General features: G+C 48.8%; 13 protein-coding genes. 6 read left to right on the forward strand and 7 right to left on the reverse strand.

Going from position 1 to position 19,223, the window contains the following annotated elements; genetic code table 11:
* Nucleotides 1–401: 401 nt before the first annotated feature.
* The 4 genes from RF679_RS00135 to RF679_RS00150 are packed head-to-tail and all read right to left on the reverse strand — an operon-like array spanning nucleotide 402 to nucleotide 5,255.
* On the reverse strand, nucleotides 402–1,271 hold the full coding sequence (locus tag RF679_RS00135) for a M48 family metalloprotease (protein WP_309482194.1): 870 nt from the start codon (nucleotides 1,269–1,271) through the stop codon (nucleotides 402–404).
* Nucleotides 1,271–1,783, reverse strand: a complete 513-nt coding sequence (locus RF679_RS00140) for an SH3 domain-containing protein (protein ID WP_309482195.1) — start codon at nucleotides 1,781–1,783, stop codon at nucleotides 1,271–1,273. Before RF679_RS00140 ends, RF679_RS00135 begins: the two co-directional genes overlap by 1 nt.
* A complete protein-coding gene (locus RF679_RS00145) occupies nucleotides 1,780–3,621 on the reverse strand; it encodes an adenylate/guanylate cyclase domain-containing protein (RefSeq protein WP_309482196.1) in 1,842 nt (613 codons plus the stop codon). The genes RF679_RS00140 and RF679_RS00145 overlap by 4 nt, the downstream gene beginning before the upstream one ends.
* A gap of 11 nt (nucleotides 3,622–3,632) precedes the next feature.
* Nucleotides 3,633–5,255: an HD domain-containing phosphohydrolase gene (locus RF679_RS00150; protein ID WP_309482197.1), complete on the reverse strand. Its 1,623-nt coding sequence runs from the start codon at nucleotides 5,253–5,255 to the stop codon at nucleotides 3,633–3,635.
* Nucleotides 5,256–5,504: 249 nt separating this feature from the next.
* Here RF679_RS00150 and RF679_RS00155 point away from each other — a divergent pair, with 249 nt between their 5' ends.
* From RF679_RS00155 to RF679_RS00180, 6 genes are all read left to right on the forward strand, one after another.
* Nucleotides 5,505–8,003: an alpha/beta hydrolase family protein gene (locus tag RF679_RS00155; RefSeq protein ID WP_309482198.1), complete on the forward strand. Its 2,499-nt coding sequence runs from the start codon at nucleotides 5,505–5,507 to the stop codon at nucleotides 8,001–8,003.
* A 183-nt stretch (nucleotides 8,004–8,186) separates the two neighbouring features.
* A complete protein-coding gene (locus tag RF679_RS00160; RefSeq protein ID WP_309482199.1) occupies nucleotides 8,187–8,651 on the forward strand; it encodes a response regulator in 465 nt (154 codons plus the stop codon).
* A gap of 115 nt (nucleotides 8,652–8,766) precedes the next feature.
* Nucleotides 8,767–10,110, forward strand: coding sequence for a sensor histidine kinase (locus RF679_RS00165; protein ID WP_309482200.1), 1,344 nt, complete (start codon nucleotides 8,767–8,769; stop codon nucleotides 10,108–10,110).
* A 52-nt stretch (nucleotides 10,111–10,162) separates the two neighbouring features.
* Nucleotides 10,163–10,921, forward strand: coding sequence for a LytR/AlgR family response regulator transcription factor (locus tag RF679_RS00170; protein WP_309482201.1), 759 nt, complete (start codon nucleotides 10,163–10,165; stop codon nucleotides 10,919–10,921).
* A gap of 129 nt (nucleotides 10,922–11,050) precedes the next feature.
* Nucleotides 11,051–11,704, forward strand: a complete 654-nt coding sequence (locus RF679_RS00175; protein WP_309482202.1) for a hypothetical protein — start codon at nucleotides 11,051–11,053, stop codon at nucleotides 11,702–11,704.
* 237 nt (nucleotides 11,705–11,941) lie between these two features.
* Nucleotides 11,942–13,450: a peptide MFS transporter gene (locus RF679_RS00180; RefSeq protein ID WP_309482203.1), complete on the forward strand. Its 1,509-nt coding sequence runs from the start codon at nucleotides 11,942–11,944 to the stop codon at nucleotides 13,448–13,450.
* 205 nt (nucleotides 13,451–13,655) lie between these two features.
* Here RF679_RS00180 and RF679_RS00185 read toward each other — a convergent pair whose 3' ends face one another.
* From RF679_RS00185 to RF679_RS00195, 3 genes are all read right to left on the reverse strand, one after another.
* On the reverse strand, nucleotides 13,656–15,149 hold the full coding sequence (locus RF679_RS00185) for a YdgA family protein (protein ID WP_309482204.1): 1,494 nt from the start codon (nucleotides 15,147–15,149) through the stop codon (nucleotides 13,656–13,658).
* A 174-nt stretch (nucleotides 15,150–15,323) separates the two neighbouring features.
* A complete protein-coding gene (locus tag RF679_RS00190) occupies nucleotides 15,324–17,750 on the reverse strand; it encodes a sensor domain-containing protein (RefSeq protein WP_309482205.1) in 2,427 nt (808 codons plus the stop codon).
* A complete protein-coding gene (locus RF679_RS00195; protein ID WP_309482206.1) occupies nucleotides 17,750–19,042 on the reverse strand; it encodes an HD-GYP domain-containing protein in 1,293 nt (430 codons plus the stop codon). Before RF679_RS00195 ends, RF679_RS00190 begins: the two co-directional genes overlap by 1 nt.
* Nucleotides 19,043–19,223 lie beyond the last annotated feature (181 nt).

Here is a 19,223-nt window from a genome sequence, read left to right on the forward strand (position 1 = left end):
TTCTCAAAATGTATAAAGCAAAACTTCAATCAATTTAGTTGAAAAAAGTGCAAAATTTTTGACATTTCCCTATGAGATTGCAAAATTTTATTTTGCAATTACGGGTGTTTTCCGTTGTTTATCGACGACAAAGAGGGTATAAAAGTAGATGATTTGATAACCAAATTCTGAAATTCATGAATTTTGGTGAATGATGCTAGGTCGTTTCGATGAGGCCCGTGTGACTCAAATAAGGAAAGTAGTGGGTATTTGAATCACATTTCTTAGGGATGTAGCGTGCCTCAAGCCTGATAGGAAACGTCTGGCTCGGGTGATATGTAGTGCGGAATCGATGAAATGTTGTTGCGATTTTTGCTGATAAAAAACCGCGAATTAGGGAATATTCGCGGTTTTTTTATGACTTATTTTCTCTTGCCAGTCAGGAGTTCTTTGATATGTAAGTAACGATCCTCAACTGCAGGAAGGGTGTCGTAACGATCGAATTTAGAACCCATTACACGGTCAAGACGGTTGAGTCGCTCTCCTGCTGGGGGATGAGTAGAGAGTAACAAGTTGAGATCAGAGCCACTTCTACCTTGAATCGCTTGTAACGCTGCCGGTAGCCCAAAGGGTTCATAACCGGCGCGCGTGGCCAGTACCACGCCCATGCGGTCAGCTTCAAACTCAGAATCTTTGTCTAAGCCGACGCCATACAAGCCGATGACGGTGTTGAGCACCGCAAGAATATTTTTGTTCTTACTATTCGCATTGCCAGTAGCCTCTAGGGTAGTATCGCCAACACTCTTTAGAAAGGCAGTGGCATCGGCTTTTTTGATCGCTGAGAGGTGATGCTTTTTTACGACGTGGGAAGCCTCATGACCCAATACACCAGCTAGTTCCGCTTCACTGTTTAATCTTAGGAGGAGGCCTTTAGTAACAACGATGTAACCGCCTGGCGCGGCGAAAGCATTGGCGTCCTCAATATCGAGCACTACAAAAGTCCATGGAAGATCAGGACGTTCGCTATGCATCGTGACCCATCGGCCGACGCGATTGACGTAAGCTTGTACTTCTTGGTTATCGAGTAGGGGGGCTAAGCTGAGCAAGTTCGCAGTCACTTCTTGGCCAAGCTCTATCTCTTCCGCCTCGTTGAATTCCTTGATTGCTTTCACTCCATCCGTGGCTGTTTTTAGCAGCTTATTCAAATTGAATTGCGGTCCGGGTACGGCATTGACGGTTTGAGTAAGTAGGCTGATAGCAAGGGCTGTCGCTGTAAGGATATATCTCTTCATTATTTCTCTCCTTCTGCACTGACATAAGCCTGCTCTTGCGCGACCAGTTTTTGTTGGTCGGCAAAATTCTTGGCCTCACTCTTACTGGTGCCAAAACTCTGCATTTTTTGGAAACGTTCCATATTGGGCGAGAGATTTTTAAAGCTCTCTTTGTCCAAGCCTTTCACCGCTGTGGTGGTGGTACTACCCGTTGCAGTGCCCTTACCTAAGGAGAGACCGGAACCAACAAGTGCGTTGAGGTCCGTCTTTTTCGCATCGCTTGTTTCAAAACGCAAGCTCAGCATTTTTACCCAGCCGGACACGTCTTGTGCCTTAACCTCAGTCCAACTCGCTTTACGCGACAACACGTTCAGCTTGTCGTTTTCTTTGAGCGCTTTAACTGTCTCAGCGTCGCTAAATGGTTTAGCTTTGAGCTCGGCACTGCGCACCACGGTTGCTTGGCTTTGCGCTCTCGCCTCCTGTAGCGACAACAGACTGCCAGCGATGAGAATGGGAGTTATGAAGTACTTCATGTTAGCTTCCTTGGACTAGGGGCAAATAATTCAACTTCTTGTTCACGACCTTTCACCTTATAGGAGCCAAAGGCTTCAAAGTCAAGCGCGTCGCCGCATAACAACATCGTTTCCTTCGATACTAGGATACGCGAAACGCCTTTGGTGAGGCCCTCGATGCGGCTGGCAAGGTTAACCGTGTCACCAATTGCAGTGAATTCTTTTCGTTCCGAGGAACCGATGGAGCCGACCACCGCAGGCCCTGAATGTAGACCGATGCCGACATCAAAGTCGGTCGCCAAATCGCCCAATTCGAGTTTGAATTTCTCGAGAACTTCAGACATTTCAACCGCCGCTTTGACGGCATCGCTTGCATGTTGCGGATTATCGAGCGGTGCGCCCCAGAACGCCATAATGCAGTCACCAATAAACTTATCAATGGTGCCGTTGTAGCGGAAGATCACTTCAACTTGAAGCGTGAAGTAGCGGTTCAAAATATCAACAATTTCTTCAGGGGTGCGACTTTCTGAGAGCGTGGTGAACCCGCGAATATCAGAAAACAACACGGTGATTTCGCGGCTCTCAGCTCGCTCACCCATGTGTTCTGACCCCTCGCGAGCCACCCATTCTTTCACCACGTGTGGATTAACATAGCGTCCGAATTCCTTAATGGTGGCTTGATACGAGCGGTGCACAATCCAATATTCGCGCAGTGCCAAGGCAAAGTAATATGACCAAACGAACACCAAAGGAATGAAGATGTGCACCAAAATGCCGCGACCAAGCAAGAAGTACGTGACTAAAATCGCTAAGGGTGTAAGTAAGGCCAGTGCGATGGCGGGATATAGAGCATTAATCCGCCATAGAAAGCATGCATAGATGGCGAACATGCTTAGTAAGGTGGCGACTAGCATGGTCCACGCCGGCGGTGTGTGAACGAACACTTGATTCTTCAGGTTATCAATCGCCGTGGCGAGTATATTGCTGCCCCAATAGCGGTTATCGATAGGAGTGACGCGTTGATCCGTGAGGGAAGATGCATCGGCGCCGATGATGACAATTTTGTCCTTAAATTCGGTGTTGGAGCGCAGTGGTTTTTCGCGATCAATGTCTGCGTAGAAGTCGCTGAAGGAAATGGTTTTGTAGGGGTTGAGTTCCCCATGCCAGCGCAAAATAAAGTTGTCGCGCTGGGGTACCTGATATCCCAAATCTTGAGCAACGCGCGCCGGTAATGAAGGCACTAGCCAGCCCGAGAGATTGGTATAGAGCTCATAGCGACGCCCCACCCCATCTTCGTCCTCCAAAAAATTGACAGTCCCGACGCGCCATTCACTCTTTTCGATCGCCAGGGGTAGTAAGAAAGCGCCCCGCGCATCGGGATCAGCATCTTTGGTCGCGCTCAATCCCAAGATGGGTGCAAACTTACTTAATTGAACCACATAGGCGGCTTGGTTGAGTTCTCGCCTGACATAGGGGAAGAACACATTCGTTTTACCACGGATCGCATTATTAAAGGCCGCATCCCACTCAGTTCTGTCGGTGTCGCGCTCGTTAAAGGTTAAGTCGAAAACGATGGCTTTAGGACCTTGGCGGTGGATCGCCTCGACAACCTCGCCATAGACGGAGCGCGGCCACGGCCAGCGCCCCACCAAACCTTCCATCTGGGTTTGACTGCGGTCATCGATACTGAGTAACACAATATCAGTATCAGCTTTCAGTGTTTTTGCATGCTTTTCGACCAGCCAATCCGAAAATTTGCCTTCCGGTTTCAGCAAGTAGCGTGGCCACAGTACTTCGAAGCTTGCCAGCAGGGCTACGATTAAAGTGAAGACATGTATAAAGCGCGCTGAGGCTTTCATGTGCGGTCGGTTTATGGTGCGGATGTGGTACGCAGGTAGCCCGGAATCTTGCTTTCATCGACTTGGTCAATTTGCGATGGATCCATAAATTTCTTCGCATATTCCAAGTACACTTTTTCTTTCACGAATACATGAAAGAGCTCGGGGTCGATATGACCATTGAGGCTGAAATTGCCGAGAATGTTGAGTGATTCGGTCAGGGTTTTGCCGGTCTTGTAAGGCCGATCGCGGGCAGAGAGTGCCTCGAAAATATCGGCAATCGCCATGATGCGCGCCTGCACCGACATTTGCTCGCGCGTTAAGCCACGTGGGTAACCTTTGCCATCCATTCTCTCATGGTGGCCACCCGCATATTCAGGCACATTTTTAAGATGCTTAGGCCAAGGCAAAGCCTCTAACATGCGAATCGTGACGGATATGTGGTTGTTGATAATCTTGCGTTCTTCTGCAGTGAGAGTGCCCGCTTTGATGGTGAGGTTTTCTGTCTCTTCGGTGTTCAGCAGATGCTGCGCGCTACCGTGGCTATCGGTCCAAGTACGTTGTGCGATTTGGCGAACACGTGCTTGGTCATCATCGCTCATGCGCTCTCCACCTACATTGGCATGGCGTAGAAAAGCGCGCTCTGCATCTAATTTAGCGAGATCTTGTTGGTAGCGTTGTTGCCGCGGTTCGCTGTGATCACCTTCCCTGAGGAAGGCAATTTCTAAATCACGGCGCAAAATTTCGAAACGTGTGTCGATCAAGTGAATGCGATCGAAGATGGTCTCCAGTTTGGTCGATTTTTCAATCACATGCACCGGTGTGGTGATCTTGCCGCAGTCATGCAACAGGCCGGCTAACCACAGTTCGCGTCGGTCTTTGTCGCTCATGCGAAATTCTTTGAGTTCGCCTTCCTGATGGCGATGTGCCGCTTCCGCCAACATCATGGTGAGTTCAGGAACATGTTGGCAATGCCGTCCTGTATTAGGGGATTTTTCATCGATCCCAATGTTGATCAAATTCACCAAAGACTCGAACAAATTTTCCAGCTGAAAAATCAATTCTTGGGTACTCATGGCGATCGCTGCTTGCGATGCGAGAGCCTCGATGAAGCCTTGATCGGTACGTGAAAAAGGCAGGATTTGTTTGGTATCCGGATCGAGTTTATTAATGAGCTGTAAAACGCCAATCAATTCAGATTCGTGGTCCAACATGGGCACCGTCAGTAAGGACTGGCAGTGATAATTATTGTCTTCGTCAAACTTACGCATCCCTGAAAAGTTGAATAAGGGAGTTTGATAGACGTGTTCAATATTGACCGATTGCTTCAGATTCGCCGCGAAGGCCACCACAGCGTTGAGGTTTTGACTACCATGTTCCGTGTACAAAGGAATCGGCGGAATCGTACTGGCTTGTGGATGCGAACCACCAAAATGCATGCCCAAGGTGTCATTGATCGCCATGTCGAAGCGTAATTGGCGTTTGTCTTCGCTGAGGCGATACAAAGTGCCACCATCAGCACCAGTCAAAGATTTTGCTGTTTGTAGAATTCGCTCGAGCAGCGCATTCACGTCCTTAATGCCATTTAACTCGACGCTGAGTTCCGTCAAGTGTTGGAGGCGTTGCGCAATTTGTTCGGGGTTTAATTCAGACATGATGAGCGAAAAGTGAAGATACAGCAGATTGTGTAGTCTAACTGAAAGCACCGTCACTACGGCGCTCGATTGGGTTTGATACGACAAAAACCTTGAATTGGGTAATGGAATTGCGCTTTTCTCATGCATGCGAAGTCGATTATGGCCAAAACGTGTTAATAGCAAGCCCTTGGCGTACAATCGCGGTTTTCCACGAGTTGACCATTGTTGTGTATTTTGCACGAACTCTGGCAAGTTGATGAGCATGTTATGAATGCAGTCTCTCCCCTTGTTTCCTGTCTAAAAATTTTCAGTTTGCAGCACGGTCGTCGCTGGTTATTGAGCTTGGCGATCAGTGGTGTCGCCGTGTTTCATCAAGCCTATGCGATTGATGGCAAATATCAATTGCCGCCAGCGGAGCTACAGGCTCTTGTTGACGCCCCACGTGGCCCAGAATTTAAACTGGGGCCACAAAATAAGCAGGCGCTATTGATCAGCTTGCCTAATTTGCCCAGTATCAGTGAAGTGTCTCAGCCCGAGCTTCGACTCGCGGGTTTGCGTATCAATCCGAAAATGCGTGCCGCTAGCCGCGTCAACTTTAGTGATGGCTTGAGCTTGTTGGATTTGAATACTGGCAAGATGCGTAAAGTGCAAGGTCTGCCAGCGAAAGTCAAAATTGCCGATACGGTCTGGTCTGAAGATGAGGACTGGGTAGCCTTTAGTGTATGGGGCAAAAATGGGGTGGAGCTGTGGTTGCTGGACGTTGAGGAGGCTCGCGCACGTCGTCTCATTTATGAGCGCTTGAATGCCACGACCGGGGCGGGCTTTTCTTGGCTGAATGGTTCGGAAGAATTATTGGTCAGACTATTGCCGCGTCAACAAAAGACCATGCCTTTTAATTTAAGCTTGCCAGATGGCCCCGCCACGCAAGAATCGCGCGGTGGCAAATTGAGCCAGAATCGTACCTTTCAAGATTTGCTGCGTACGCCTCGTGATGCCGATATGTTGGATTGGCAATTGCAAACCCAATTGGCGGTGGTCAATGTCAATGGTACGGTACGCCGGTTCGGACCTAATATGGTGCTGAGCCGCGCACAAGCTTCGCCAGATGGGAAATTGGTGTTGCTTTCACAGTTGCGACGCCCGTATTCCTATCAAGTACCGATGGAGCGTTTCGCGCAAAGTGTGGAAGTCTGGACGCTGCAAGGCAAGAAGCTGAAAACCATTGCTGAGCAAGCGATGCGCGAGCGTATGCCGAATGGCGTCGATGCGGTGCAAGCAGGACCGCGTGGGTTTGCGTGGCGCAACGATGAGCCAGCGACCTTGTATTGGTTGGAAGCGCAGGAAGGTGGTGATCCAGAAGTGCATTCGAGGGTGCACGATGTGATGGTGCAGCAGGCCGCGCCATTCTCCGCTCCCCCGCAAAAATTGATCGAATTGCCATGGCGTTTTAGCTCGGTGCAATGGGGCAATGATAATTTGGCCTTGGTGACGGAGACTTGGGCGAAGACGCGCGATACACGTACTTGGCGCATTCATCCGGGCGCTCCGTTGATCAAGCCCGAGCTAATTTTCAGTCGCAAGACCGAAGATCAATATGCTAATCCTGGTGTGCCCGTGATGAGCCTGAATCAATTCGGTCGTTCGGTGATTCGTACCACGCCCGATGGTCAATATATATTCCTGACGGGCACGGGCGCTAGTCCAGAAGGTGATCGTCCTTTCCTCGATAAATTGCATCTAGCAACGGAAAAAACGACCCGATTGTGGCGATCTAAAGCGCCTTATTATGAGGAAGTTCTGGGCATCTTGGATGATAACGGGACGCAAATTATTACTAGTCGAGAATCTGTTGATGAACGACCGAATCTTTATATTCGAAATTTGTTGGCGGGACCCAATGTGAAGGCCAGCGCGTTGACGGCGTTTCCCCATCCAACGCCGCAAATGAAAGGGATACAAAAACGGAGCTTACGCTATGAGCGCGAAGATGGGGTCGAATTGAGCGCGACGCTCTATTTACCACCAGGATATGAGCCGAAGCGAGATGGCCCGCGACCGATGCTGATGTGGGCCTATCCGAGAGAATTTAAATCGGCAGAAGCCGCGAGTCAGGTCAGTGGTTCGCCGTATCGCTTTAACCGCATCAATGTGCAGGGACCGATGGTGATGCTGGCGCGTGGTTACACCGTTTTGGATGGCCCGACCATGCCGATTATTGGCGAAGGTCGTCGCGAGCCGAACGATACCTTTGTTGAACAATTAAAAATGGATGCTGAGGCTGCGGTCGATGAAGTGGTACGACTCGGTGTCGCCGATCGTAATCGGATCGCGATTGGTGGCCATAGCTATGGCGCTTTTATGGCGGCGAATTTGCTGGCACATACGAATTTGTTCCGTGCTGGGATCGCGCGTTCAGGAGCTTACAACCGCACCCTCACGCCATTTGGCTTTCAGTCGGAAGATCGGACTTATTGGCGCGCTAAAGAGACCTATTTGGAAATGTCACCTTTCCATTTCGCCGATGAAATCGATGAAGCTTTGCTCTTGATACATGGCGAAGACGACAATAATCCCGGTACCTACCCGCTGCAAAGCGAACGCATGTATCAGGCTTTGGCCGGTTTAGGGACGCCGACGCGGTTGGTCATGCTGCCCAATGAGAGCCACATTTATCGTGCCCGGGAGTCGATTCTGCATATGCTATGGGAACAAGATCAATGGATGAGTCGCTATGTGAAGAACGCCAAGCCAGCGTCGAATCGATAAATTGAGCTGATAATTGAGCTAATAGTTGAGCTAATAGTTGAGCTAATAAGTCGAGCCCACATGCTTAAACTTGCTAAAGTGTTGCAGAAGCGCAGAGTCATGACGCTGTAGCGGTGAATGTTGGCACAAGACAATATTTTTACTTTATGATGGGACGTCAATCTCTCAGTTTGATTTCAGTCCATGCTCAAAGCCTATATTCTCGATAACCAAGCAGTGGCCCGCAATTTGTTGGGGACCGTGCTGACCAATGGTGGTCACGAGGTCATTGGAGACGGGAATAATAGCCCGAGTAATATTGCACGCATGGTCAAGCTGCAACCGCAAATTATTTGTGTCGATATTGGTGAACCTGACCAAGCTGGACTTGCCCTCCTAGACTCTTTGCGTAATCACTTGCCCAAGTCTTTGGTGTTTTTGGTGTCAGCCAAAATGGACGCCGAGGTGATTAAAGAGGCGCAAAATCGTGGAGTGGTGGGTTTCATCGTAAAACCTTTTAATGCAGTGGCGGTGTTAATGTCGATTCGTAACACGGTTCTGCGCATTGCCAGTAAGAGTCGTGCGAAACAGAAGACCACTGAGGAAGTTTCGCCGTCCGCTGATGAGGCTGCTAAGCCTGAAGCAAATCCTGAAGCCAGTTCGGAATAAAGTTTAATTTATCCCGTATTTTTTGAGGTTTATCTGCCACTCATCGATTTTGTCGCAGACCTCCCGCATCCCTTTGGTTCTTGATACAGTGGCGGCAATCGATAAAGGAATTGCCATGCCAAGCTCTACCCCATTGCCTGAAACACGTTTGTCCGAAGATGCCTTGCCAGCTGAGGTCTCGATTCAAAGTGACACGTGGATGAATCGTTATAGAAATTATCCGGTCTTTTCTCGCACTTGGTATCGTCATCGGAATATCGCTTTTGCTGCGACGCTTTTCGTGTTGTGGGTCGTGATTACCTTGGTGACGACGCTGACGCAGGATAGCTGGGTCGAATACATGCGTTGGACTATGCCGTTTTTTATATTTGGTTCTGGCCTTTTCACGATAGGACAAGGACTGGCAGTGTGGGTGCGTCAACGTCATTATTCCGAGCGTAAAGAAGGCGCTTTAATCACCAGCGCTTTGGTGTTTGGCTTATTGCTGAGTATCGCTTTAGCCCTATTGGCGCATGGCGCGGTGGACACCTTCCGAGAACACAGCGCGGATAGTTTTGTGAAGCGAGCAGATGCCTCCGCAACTGCTTCGGTGCCAGCCACACTCAGTCCGCAAGAGCGTGAGCGTCGACGTATTCTTGAAGAGAATGAACGTATCCTAAAAGCGGCTCGTGAAGAGCGCGTTAAGGCGCGCGGCCCGGTTCTGAATGCGGTGGCAAACTTCTTAGCATGGTTCCCAATGTCGATCGCGGGTTTCTATTGGGGGAGCTTTTTTGATCTGATCGTCTATTTCCGTCAGCGTCGCCGTTTGGCTGAGGCCCTGCGAAAACAAGAGTTGGAAAGAGAACAAAATGCTCGCCGCGAAGCTGAGTTAAAGCTCTCTGTGTTGGTCGCACAAGTGGAACCGCACTTCTTGTTCAATACTTTGGCGGGTGTACGTTCAGCGATCCTGACCGAACCCTTACGCGCAACCGCGATCGTCGACCATTTAGTTGATTATCTGCGTAGTACGATCCCACAGATGCGTGGCGATGGCAGTGTTGAACAAGGGCGCTTGGCCAAGCAATTGGAGACGGTGAGAGCCTATTTGAGTTTGATGCAAGCGCGTATTCCACGTCTCAGTTTTACGATTGAGAGTGAAGTGAAGGATGCAGTTTTCCCGCCGCTGCTGTTGATCTCTTTGGTAGAAAATGCGATTAAACATGGCATTGAGCCCAAAATCGGTCCCGCACATATTCAGGTGAGCGCGCGTTATTTTGACGCCGACGAGGAAGAGAAATTAGAGGTTTGTGTGGCCGATGATGGGGTTGGTTTTGGGGGTACCACTTCCGGTTCTGGAATTGGTCTAGCGAATATCCGGGAGCGTTTGGAGTCCATGTATGGAGACCGAGCTAGCTTAACCTTAAAGGCAAGACCTGAAGGTGGCGTTGCGGCAATCATTGTCCTGCCTCTGCAAGCCTGACACTGATACTGACGCTGTTGCAAAAAAGAACATCGAGACAAGGAAGATAGAAATGAAAGTAAGCGCGATTATTGCGGATGATGAAGATTTACCACGTAAAGATTTACGTCGGATGCTGGCCGAACACTGGCCAGAGTTGGAAATCTTGGCGGAGGCGGAGCATGGCGCTGACGCCCTAGAAGCCATCCATCAATATCAACCCGACATCGCTTTTCTGGATATTCGTATGCCAGGTATGACGGGACTTGATGTGGCGAATGCCTGCAAGGGACACTGCCAAGTCGTTTTTACGACGGCGTACGATAGCCATGCTCTGGAAGCGTTTTCGACTGGGGCGATTGATTATCTGCTCAAGCCTATTGCAAAAGACCGATTGATCGAAGCAATAAATCGCTTGAAACAGCGCTTCGCTAGCCAGGCTGCGCCAAGTGATTTAAGTACCTTGATGGCGGAATTGGATAAGCGTTTGCGCCCCCAAAACGTCGAGCGCATTCGTTGGATTAGCGCCAGCGTTGGCGATACGATTAAGATGTTCCCTATCGACAAAATCATTTTTTTCACTTCGGATGAAAAGTACACAAGGGTCGTTACCACTGAAGATGAAGCCCATGTACGCAAGCCATTGAAGGAAATTATCGATGGTTTGGACCCTGAAATTTTTTGGCAAGTGCATCGTGGTACCGTGGTCCGCGCTGATGCAATTGCCAAAGCCCATCGTGATGAACTCGGCAAAGTCACGATTGAATTGCGCGGTACCAAAGAGACGCTCAAGGTGAGTCAAGCCTACGCCTGGCGCTTCAAGCCGATGTAGCAAGCGCTCACTCGGTGCGATTTTCTGATCGCGCCATACTTCAAAAATCAACTTAATTTTTTTGCTTTCGTGGTGAGGGTAAGGCTCGGCTATTCCTTTCACCATCGAGAGTGCTCATCGGAGATGATAATGAAATTAATATTTAAATTGGCAGCTCTGTTGATGTTGGCATCGACATATTCTTACTCAGCAGCTCAAGTGCTCGATCCTTTGTGGCAAAAGACGGTACAGCATCTGCAGAAAGCACAGAACTATGTGGCGCACGATATCGACCAAAAACTCGAGGCGGAGGGGAATGGAGAAAAGAAAAATGTCGTGATGAAAATTCAGCAGACTGCTTGGAAAGATAAAAATCCTGTGTATACCGTGATCAGTGCGGATCCGAAACCGAAGGACGGAGGGACGCCGAAAGTCGTGGATTTCGAAGATGTGATGAAAGTAGTATTCAAGTTGATGCTCACTGAGCAAACCAAAGTGACACGGATGGACGCTCAAAAATTTGAAGGCTTGAATGCGACGCTCTTTCAAATTAAGGAAGGTGGCGTGCAAAGTATCGATGCCAAACTATGGGTGCATCCAGAAACTGGTGAGGTCTATAGTTACCATATCCAAATGTCGATCCCGCTCATGGTTGAATTGGATAGTAAGGTCAGATTTGCGGAGACGGCTTTCGGGGTGCGCCTGGGACAGTATCGCGAAACGCATTTCAAAATTAAGATTCCATTTAAAAAGGCCACTGGCAATTTGAATGAAACGCTGAGTAATTGGATTCCTCGCCCATAGTTTCCGCAACTCTAGGAAAAATTCTGACGAGTCGCAGTTTTTCCGCAACGCGCAATCGATGTTCTATGAATTCCTTGTCAAAATGAGCTGCAGGCTAGCATTTCTAGGCTAGAATGCAGCGTCATTTCAAGACCCTGTATTGAAAGATAACATTTTTGATATGCAGGACGAGACGTCAAATTGCCATCACGAATCAGTGATGACTAAGAAGAACATGGAAACTAGAGGAGAAATTGCATGAGTGGTGCTGCAATCACGCCGGGACAAGAGACACCAGTACCGGAATTTAAACAAATTATGGGACATCCCGCCCCACTGTGGATGTTGTTTATGTCTGAATTCTGGGAGCGTTTCGCGTTTTACGGAATTCGTTGGGCTTTGGTGTTGTATATCGTTGCGCAGTTCTATAACGGCGACGGCAGCGGTCAATCGGCTGCGAATGCTTTATATGGTTCCTATCTCGCCTTGGTCTATGCAGCGGCTTTGTTCGGCGGTTACGTGGCGGACCGTGTTATCGGTTATCAGCGCTCGATTTTGGTTGGCGCAGTGTTCATGGCAGCAGGTCTGTTCATGATATCGCTCCCCAATAAAGACATCTTCACCGCAGGTTTGGCGACCATCATTATAGGTAACGGTTTGTTCAAACCAAATATTTCAACGATGGTCGGTAAGCTTTACAGCATCGCTGATCCACGCCGTGATTCTGGCTTCACCATTTTCTACATGGGTATTAATGTTGGCGGCTTCTTGGCCCCAATCTTTACCCAGTTGTTGGCGCAGAAAGTGTTCAACACCGGCGATACTCCAGCATACAAGATCGTTTTCATCTCCGCTGGTATCGGAATGTTGTTGAGCTTGGTCTGGTTCGCGATTGGCCGTCGTACTTTGAAAGGCATTGGCGCTCCAGCTGAAGGTACGGAGAGTATGTCACGTGTGATCTACGTTGCGCTTGGCGCATTGTGCGTGATCCCTGTTGCGTATTTCTTGTTGTCTATGGGTGCCGCAAAACTGCAAGTGTTCTTGACAGTCTTGTTCGTAGGTTTGATTGTCATGTTGCTCATTGAAGGCGTGCGCAATGGCAATGTAGCGCGTGACAAAGTGATCGCAATGCTTCTGATTTTCGCGTTCAACATCTTGTTCTGGATGTTCTTTGAACAGGCTGGCAGCTCATTCACCTTCTTGGCAGATCAAATTGTGAACCGCAACTTAGGATTTATGGAGTTTCCGACAGCATGGTTCCAGAGTGTGAATTCCTTGGCGATTATTTTGTTCGCGCCAGTGGTTGCTTACATTTGGGTAGCCTTGGACAAGGTTAAACTCAATCCATCGATTCCACGTAAGTTCGGTTTGGGTTTGATTTTTAATGGCTTGGCTTTTGGCTTGTTGATGTTTGCTTTGTCGAGTTTGGTTGATAGCAACAGCAAGATTCCATTTTGGCCGCTCTTCATGGTGTATGTGATCCAGTCGATTGGTGAGTTGTGCCTGTCTCCAATTGGCTTGTCGATGGTGACCAAATTGGCACCAGCGCGCTTGGTTGGCTTGGGCATGGGTGGTTGGTTCTTGTCGACAGGCATGGGGAATAACTTGTCTGGTATGTTCGCGAGCCATGTCAGTGGTGATGCAGGTATGTCGATCACTTCAGCTTTGAGTGGTTACACCTTCGGTTTCTATTCCCTGATGGGTGCCGGTATCGTTCTGTTCTTGATCGCACCGTTGATGCAAAAATTGATGCATGGTGTGAAATAAGCTTGCACGGCGAAGACTCTCTGGTTGGCAACAATAAGAGAGTCAAATCTAGCCCGCAAGTGTGGCAATAACATGCATGAAAAAACAAACGGCCAGTCGAAAGACTGGCCGTTTTTTATTGCTCGCGATATCGACTGAGATGCAAGTTTGAGTGCATCTCAGTGCGGCGTTGATGCAGCTGATTTTCGCAGCTTATTCTTGCCGCTTACTCTTGTGGCATTGCATCTGCAGGCATTGGTGCAGCACTCATCACCGGTGGATAGGGTTTGCCATTGATGCTTGCTTTACCTTGTTTCCATTCCATATGCGATGTTAAGGCTTTCTCTTTGCGTGTGAGATAGCCTTGCGCTTGGAAACCAGTAATCGTCGCATTTGCCATGGTTAGTGCCATAGCGCGGGCGTTGGGGTCTTTCTGCGTCATATTCACGACTTCTTCGATCAGCGCTTCTGCAAAACTGAGATCACCTTCTGCCTCTAATTTTTGCAAGATGGATTGCGGCATGTTGAAGTCTGCTTCGGTCACGCCTACCAATTTTGCCGATGCGTTCGTCTTAAATTCACCGCTCTTACCGCTGACGCTCAAGCGATCCAAGGAGATGCTTGGATTGTATTTGAGCAGTTCCATGCCGTATTTTTTCCAAATCGTTTGCATCTGTTGCATTTGCTCGTTTGGAGTGGCACCGGTTTTTGCAACAGCGGAAAATTCATTCGACATCTTGCTCAAAGTGTCACCGTGAATATTGTGCAAAGAATAGTCGTAGTGGAAGTTAGAGAACTCAGCCTCGCCAAACTTTAAGCTAGCCATGCCCATCTTGATGCCCATATCGATCAAGTCTTTTTTGGCCGTGCTATCCGATTCCAGAGTGATATTGCCAGCCTTGAAGCCACCAATGGCAGCGCTGCTAAATTCGATACTGGCGATCGATGCAGTTGTCTTCCCGAGATATAACATGCTATTGCCGAAGGCGCGATCAATGTTACCGTCTGCTTTCATTTCGCCAATGCTGAAGTTACCTGATTCTTTTTGATCCGTGACCTTAAAGCCAGGCGTCAAGAAATTGAATTGGAATTTCTTGTAATCTTCGTCAAAGCCAATCTCTGCTTTGACACCTTTCCACTCGACCTTTGTGCTGCCGTTTGGATCATTGAAAGTCGCGTCCGGGCTGCTCAACTTCATCGTGCCACCACCGCCATAATTGAGGAGTGTGGTGATCTGCAAGAACTTCTTATCGCCAAACACTTTCTTAATTTCGGCGAGCACTTTAGGATCCAACACCAATTCAGTTTCAACCTTACCAGCAGCAACACCGAACATGCCTGGGAATGGGCCGTGGGTGATGTGATTAATTACGCTAATTTGAATAGGCTCAGACATTGCATGCGGCATCGTTTGCTCATCAACGGTGGCCTCGGCTGTTGCCTCGCCTTCGTTATCTTGGAACGCGGAAGCGCTGCTTGCGTTGGGTAGAGTCGACGCGAACAAGTTTTCTACACGCAGTTCGAAAGTTTGCTCTTGCGTCGAGCTAAACACACCGCGCTTATAACTCTGTTTGACGATTTTGAACTTAGACAGCACAGGATCATTCTTATCCGCTTTGTTCAACTTGGTTTCCAAGCGTTTGCCCGTAAGCCAAGCGGCTCCAGGATAAGCAACCGCTAATGCGGCAACGACGGCAATGGCGAGCGAGCTTTTTTTCATGTATCTGTCCTTGATCGAAATGTGACTCAAAAATGGTAGACGGAAGTGTAACGTTTATTGCAGCTCTTGTGCTGCATCGCAGCGAAAATTTGCGCACGATGCGCGGCATAACAGTATGCCGATCTCGACTGAGCCAATCTTTTTCAAGGCACTGAGGCTGAGGTTCAGCCGCGTTTAGGCTGTAATGGAACGCAAGGCTGCTTCCTTGCCATCAAGAAATAAAGCTTCGAAAGCGAGAGGATCGAGTGCCTTGGCAATCAAATAGCCTTGTATTTGATGGCAACCTAATTTCGCTAACAAATCTTGTTGTTCAAAGGTTTCAACACCTTCTGCGATGACTTGTAGTTTAAGGGCTCGTGCGAGGCTAATGATCGCTGTGACAATCGCCACGTCACTTTCGTCCTCCGGCAAATTCATGACGAAGGAGCGATCGATCTTTAGTTTATTGATCGGAAAACGTTTTAAGTAGCTGAGGCTGGAATAGCCGGTTCCGAAGTCATCAATCGCCATTTTGACGCCGAGCTTCGCGATCGCTTCCAGTTTTTTCAAGGTCTCTTGTGCGTCACGAATCAGGATCGATTCGGTCAATTCCAATTCGATGCAAGACGGATCCAGATGCGCTTCGCATAAAGCGCTGGAGAGGGTTTCGACGAAGTTGACCTGTTGAAACTGTAGAGCTGAGACATTAATGGAAATCAGCATGTGTTGACCGTTTTTATTCCATGCTGCGGCCTGCGCAATGGCAGTCTGCATCACCCAATTGCCAATGGCGATAATGAGTCCGGTTTGTTCGGCTATGGGAATAAATTGGGCTGGGCTGATTTCGCCAAGCTCTTTATCGGTCCAGCGAATTAAGGCTTCGGCCCCGAAAACTTTCTTATTGTCGAGGCTAAATAAAGGTTGATAGTGCAGGCGGAATTCTTGGTGTTCCAAGGCTTGTCGCATCGCATGATCAATCTTCATGCGTGACAACAAACCGATATTCATTTTGCGTTGGTAGAAGCGGAAATCAGAGCGACCGCGTTCTTTGACATAGTACATCGCACTATCTGCGTTCTTGATCAAGTCTTGCATTTGTGTGCCATCTTCGGGATACAAAGCAATACCGATGCTGCAGGTCACAGTGAAATCAATACCGTCCAAATTGAAAGGTGCACTGAGGTCGGCTAATACCCGACGTGCGCAAATCTCGGCGCCAGCCGCGTCAGCTTGATGTAACAGAAGAACAAATTCATCACCACCTAGGCGTGCTGCGGTATCCACTTGACGCAAACATCTTTTTAGCCGTTCAGTGACTTCCACCAGCACGCGATCGCCGAAAGGATGCCCTAAGGAGTCGTTGATTTGTTTGAAATTGTCGAGGTCGAGAAACAGTAAAGCAAATTGTCCTTGATCGCGACTAGCATGAGTGATCGATTGTGAGATGCGCTCTTCCAACAGCATGCGATTAGGAAGACCCGTCAGCGCGTCAGTGAAAGCGAGTTCTTCGATCTTTTGTTTGGCGTGATAATTCTCGGTGCGATCTTTAAAGAAACCGATGGTATGAATGGTTTTACCATCTTCATTTTGAACACGTACCAAGGAAATCATGCACAGGTAAGCGTGACCATCGCGTCGGCGATTCCATAACTCTCCCTCCCAGTATCCATCAAGTGCGAGCTCGTCTAACATGCGTTTCAGAATATCGGCATTGCCGTGGCCAAGGAAGAAATCGCTGATACTTAGGCCCAGCATTTCCACTTCCGAAAATTGGGTGAGGCGCTCAAAGCTTGGATTGGTGGTGATAATTCTTTGTTCTTCATCAGTAATGAAGATCGCGTCGGTGCTGGCTTCAAACACCTTTGAGGCGAGTTGTAAGCGTGCTTGATCGGCCAGTTTTTGCGAAATATCGCGGAAAGAATAGACCCGGCCAATGGGGCGTCCGCGAGCGTATTGCGGTAAGGTGACACGTTCTAAAACTTTACCCGAGTGCAGTACTAAAACATCGCTGGCTTCCATTAGCGGTGAGCGACGGATTAAGGCCAGTCGTTCGTTGTAATGACTGGCGTCGACCATGCAATTGTCCATCCACGCATAGACGGCACCATCATTGCGGCTGGTCAGTAGTTCTTCGGGTAGGCCCCACAGCTTTGAAAATAAATGGTTGTAGCTGCGAATGCTGCCGTCAAGGTCGGTGACCAAAATACCGTCGGCGGTGGATTCCAAAGTGGCGCGTAATTCGGAAATCAGTTTTTCCAATTCGCTTTCAACTTGGCGTTGATCAGTGTGATCGCGAATGGCCACAACATACATCGAGCTGGCGTTATCAAAGCGCACTAAACTAACACGGCGCATGACGGGGATTGCTTGTCCATCGGCGCGGCGTAACAGTGTTTCGGAATAGATATTGTTGGAGAGACCCGCGGCAACGTCTTCCCAAAAGAACATATCCTCGGGGGCGGCGGCGAGGTCCACCACCGAGCGACCTGGTAGCGAATGGGAAGGTACACCGAGGATTTTATGGGCGGCGCGATTAGCGGCGACCACAGTGAGTTGTACCGGTTCGACCAGCAATACCGCTTCTAACATGCCTTCGATCAGGCCTTCCCATGCATGACTCATTATCGCATCGCCGCAAGTTGAGGGTTAGTCTCTATGCCATTGAGTTCGCTGGCACGTTCAAAGAAATAGCAGAGGCGTTTGCGGGGGGAAAGATAATCATAGACCGCCTTCGGTAATTGCAAAGGCTTAAGACTGCGACGTATGCCAACTTCTGATTCGTGTTCGAGATTGATGACGAGCGCTTCTTCGACCGGTACTTGGGGGTCATGAATGATAACGCGCGGTTTGATCGGTCGTGCGGAATTGACCGATACGACCATTGCATAGCGTTCATCACTGAGTTGCACCACTGAACCAGGTGGATAGATACCCATCATCTTGATAAAAGTAGTGAGCGTATGTGTATCAGATTGGGTCTTGTTTTTGGTGAACAGTTGCGACAGCGCTTCGTGTGGCGTCACTGCGAGGGCGACATTGCTGGGATTGCAGAGATTATCGAAACGATTCACCAAAGAAATGATGCGGCTGAGCGAAGTCATTCGCTCGCCCGAAATTTGTCCTGGGTAACCACTGCCATCGGCATTTTCATGATGCTGTGCAATCAATAAAGTGGCGCTCGGTGACAGCTGCATTTTGCGCGCCAAATTGACGCCATGGGCCACGTGACTTTGGTAGAGCTGCCGTTCCGCCATATTGCTCAAATCATCGAGCCAGCGGAGTCGGTCGGGTAATTCCATTTTCCCAACGTCATGCAACAAAGCACCGATGCCGAGTTCCAACATATCTTCCTTGGGGAGGTTGAGTGCCTTTCCGAGAAGTAGTGAAATCAAAGTGACATTGACCGAATGTAAGGCGGTTTTTTCTCCGGCTTTTTCCGAGAGCAGGCGAATGGCGGTTTCTTCTTCTTGCAAGATGCCATCCAGCATACCTTGCACGAGTTTGACGGCGGTTTCATTGGCGACTTTGGGTTGGGCGTGCACCACCTCACTGAGATGTTTGAAATCTTGAGTGGCCTGGCCAAATTGTTTTTCGCAGGCGATGAGACTGGCTTGTTGGCGGGCTAGTAAAGCTTTTCTGAGTTTGGCTGCTTTTGCTTCAGCAGATTCAGTGATATCGATGACTTTTGCGGTGGTTGTTGCGGCGGGAGCTGCTTCTTCGAGCACATGACTTTTCTCAGGCGAGTAGCGAATCTTGCTGAGTCCCAGTGCGCGTAGTTTTTGCAATTGTTCTTCATTGCGAATTTCAAAGCTACTGACGGGAAAAGGATGATCCATCCATCCCATATCGAGATAGATGTACATACCAATTCGCAATTGCGCTGGTTCGATGTAGTGTGTCTGTGCTTCCGTCATAGTGCGTGGGCAGGATGTGAAATCACTACGTTTGGGAAATGTTTCCCAATATCAATTCTTTTAGTATAAGCCACAATAATAAAAAATGGTCTTTCTTTTTGGAAAAACCGACGTATTTTTGGCAGAAAAAATACGAAATGAAAAGCGCTGCTTCAGCTGATATATCAAGCCAGGTTCGACC

Origin of the sequence: Undibacterium cyanobacteriorum (assembly GCF_031326225.1) — a bacterium.
Lineage (GTDB): Bacteria > Pseudomonadota > Gammaproteobacteria > Burkholderiales > Burkholderiaceae_D > Undibacterium > Undibacterium cyanobacteriorum.

Bases quoted from the DNA above. Each gene is read 5' to 3' on its own strand.
- RF679_RS00145 (WP_309482196.1), bottom strand. From the start codon at position 3,621: ATGAAAGCCTCAGCGCGCTTTATACATGTCTTCACTTTAATCGTAGCC.
- RF679_RS00190 (WP_309482205.1), bottom strand. From the start codon at position 17,750: ATGAGTCATGCATGGGAAGGCCTGATCGAAGGCATGTTAGAAGCGGTA.
- RF679_RS00165 (WP_309482200.1), top strand. From the start codon at position 8,767: ATGCCAAGCTCTACCCCATTGCCTGAAACACGTTTGTCCGAAGATGCC.
- RF679_RS00135 (WP_309482194.1), bottom strand. From the start codon at position 1,271: ATGAAGAGATATATCCTTACAGCGACAGCCCTTGCTATCAGCCTACTT.
- RF679_RS00180 (WP_309482203.1), top strand. From the start codon at position 11,942: ATGAGTGGTGCTGCAATCACGCCGGGACAAGAGACACCAGTACCGGAA.
- RF679_RS00160 (WP_309482199.1), top strand. From the start codon at position 8,187: ATGCTCAAAGCCTATATTCTCGATAACCAAGCAGTGGCCCGCAATTTG.
- RF679_RS00140 (WP_309482195.1), bottom strand. From the start codon at position 1,783: ATGAAGTACTTCATAACTCCCATTCTCATCGCTGGCAGTCTGTTGTCG.
- RF679_RS00150 (WP_309482197.1), bottom strand. From the start codon at position 5,255: ATGTCTGAATTAAACCCCGAACAAATTGCGCAACGCCTCCAACACTTG.
- RF679_RS00185 (WP_309482204.1), bottom strand. From the start codon at position 15,149: ATGAAAAAAAGCTCGCTCGCCATTGCCGTCGTTGCCGCATTAGCGGTT.
- RF679_RS00195 (WP_309482206.1), bottom strand. From the start codon at position 19,042: ATGACGGAAGCACAGACACACTACATCGAACCAGCGCAATTGCGAATT.
- RF679_RS00170 (WP_309482201.1), top strand. From the start codon at position 10,163: ATGAAAGTAAGCGCGATTATTGCGGATGATGAAGATTTACCACGTAAA.
- RF679_RS00175 (WP_309482202.1), top strand. From the start codon at position 11,051: ATGAAATTAATATTTAAATTGGCAGCTCTGTTGATGTTGGCATCGACA.
- RF679_RS00155 (WP_309482198.1), top strand. From the start codon at position 5,505: ATGAATGCAGTCTCTCCCCTTGTTTCCTGTCTAAAAATTTTCAGTTTG.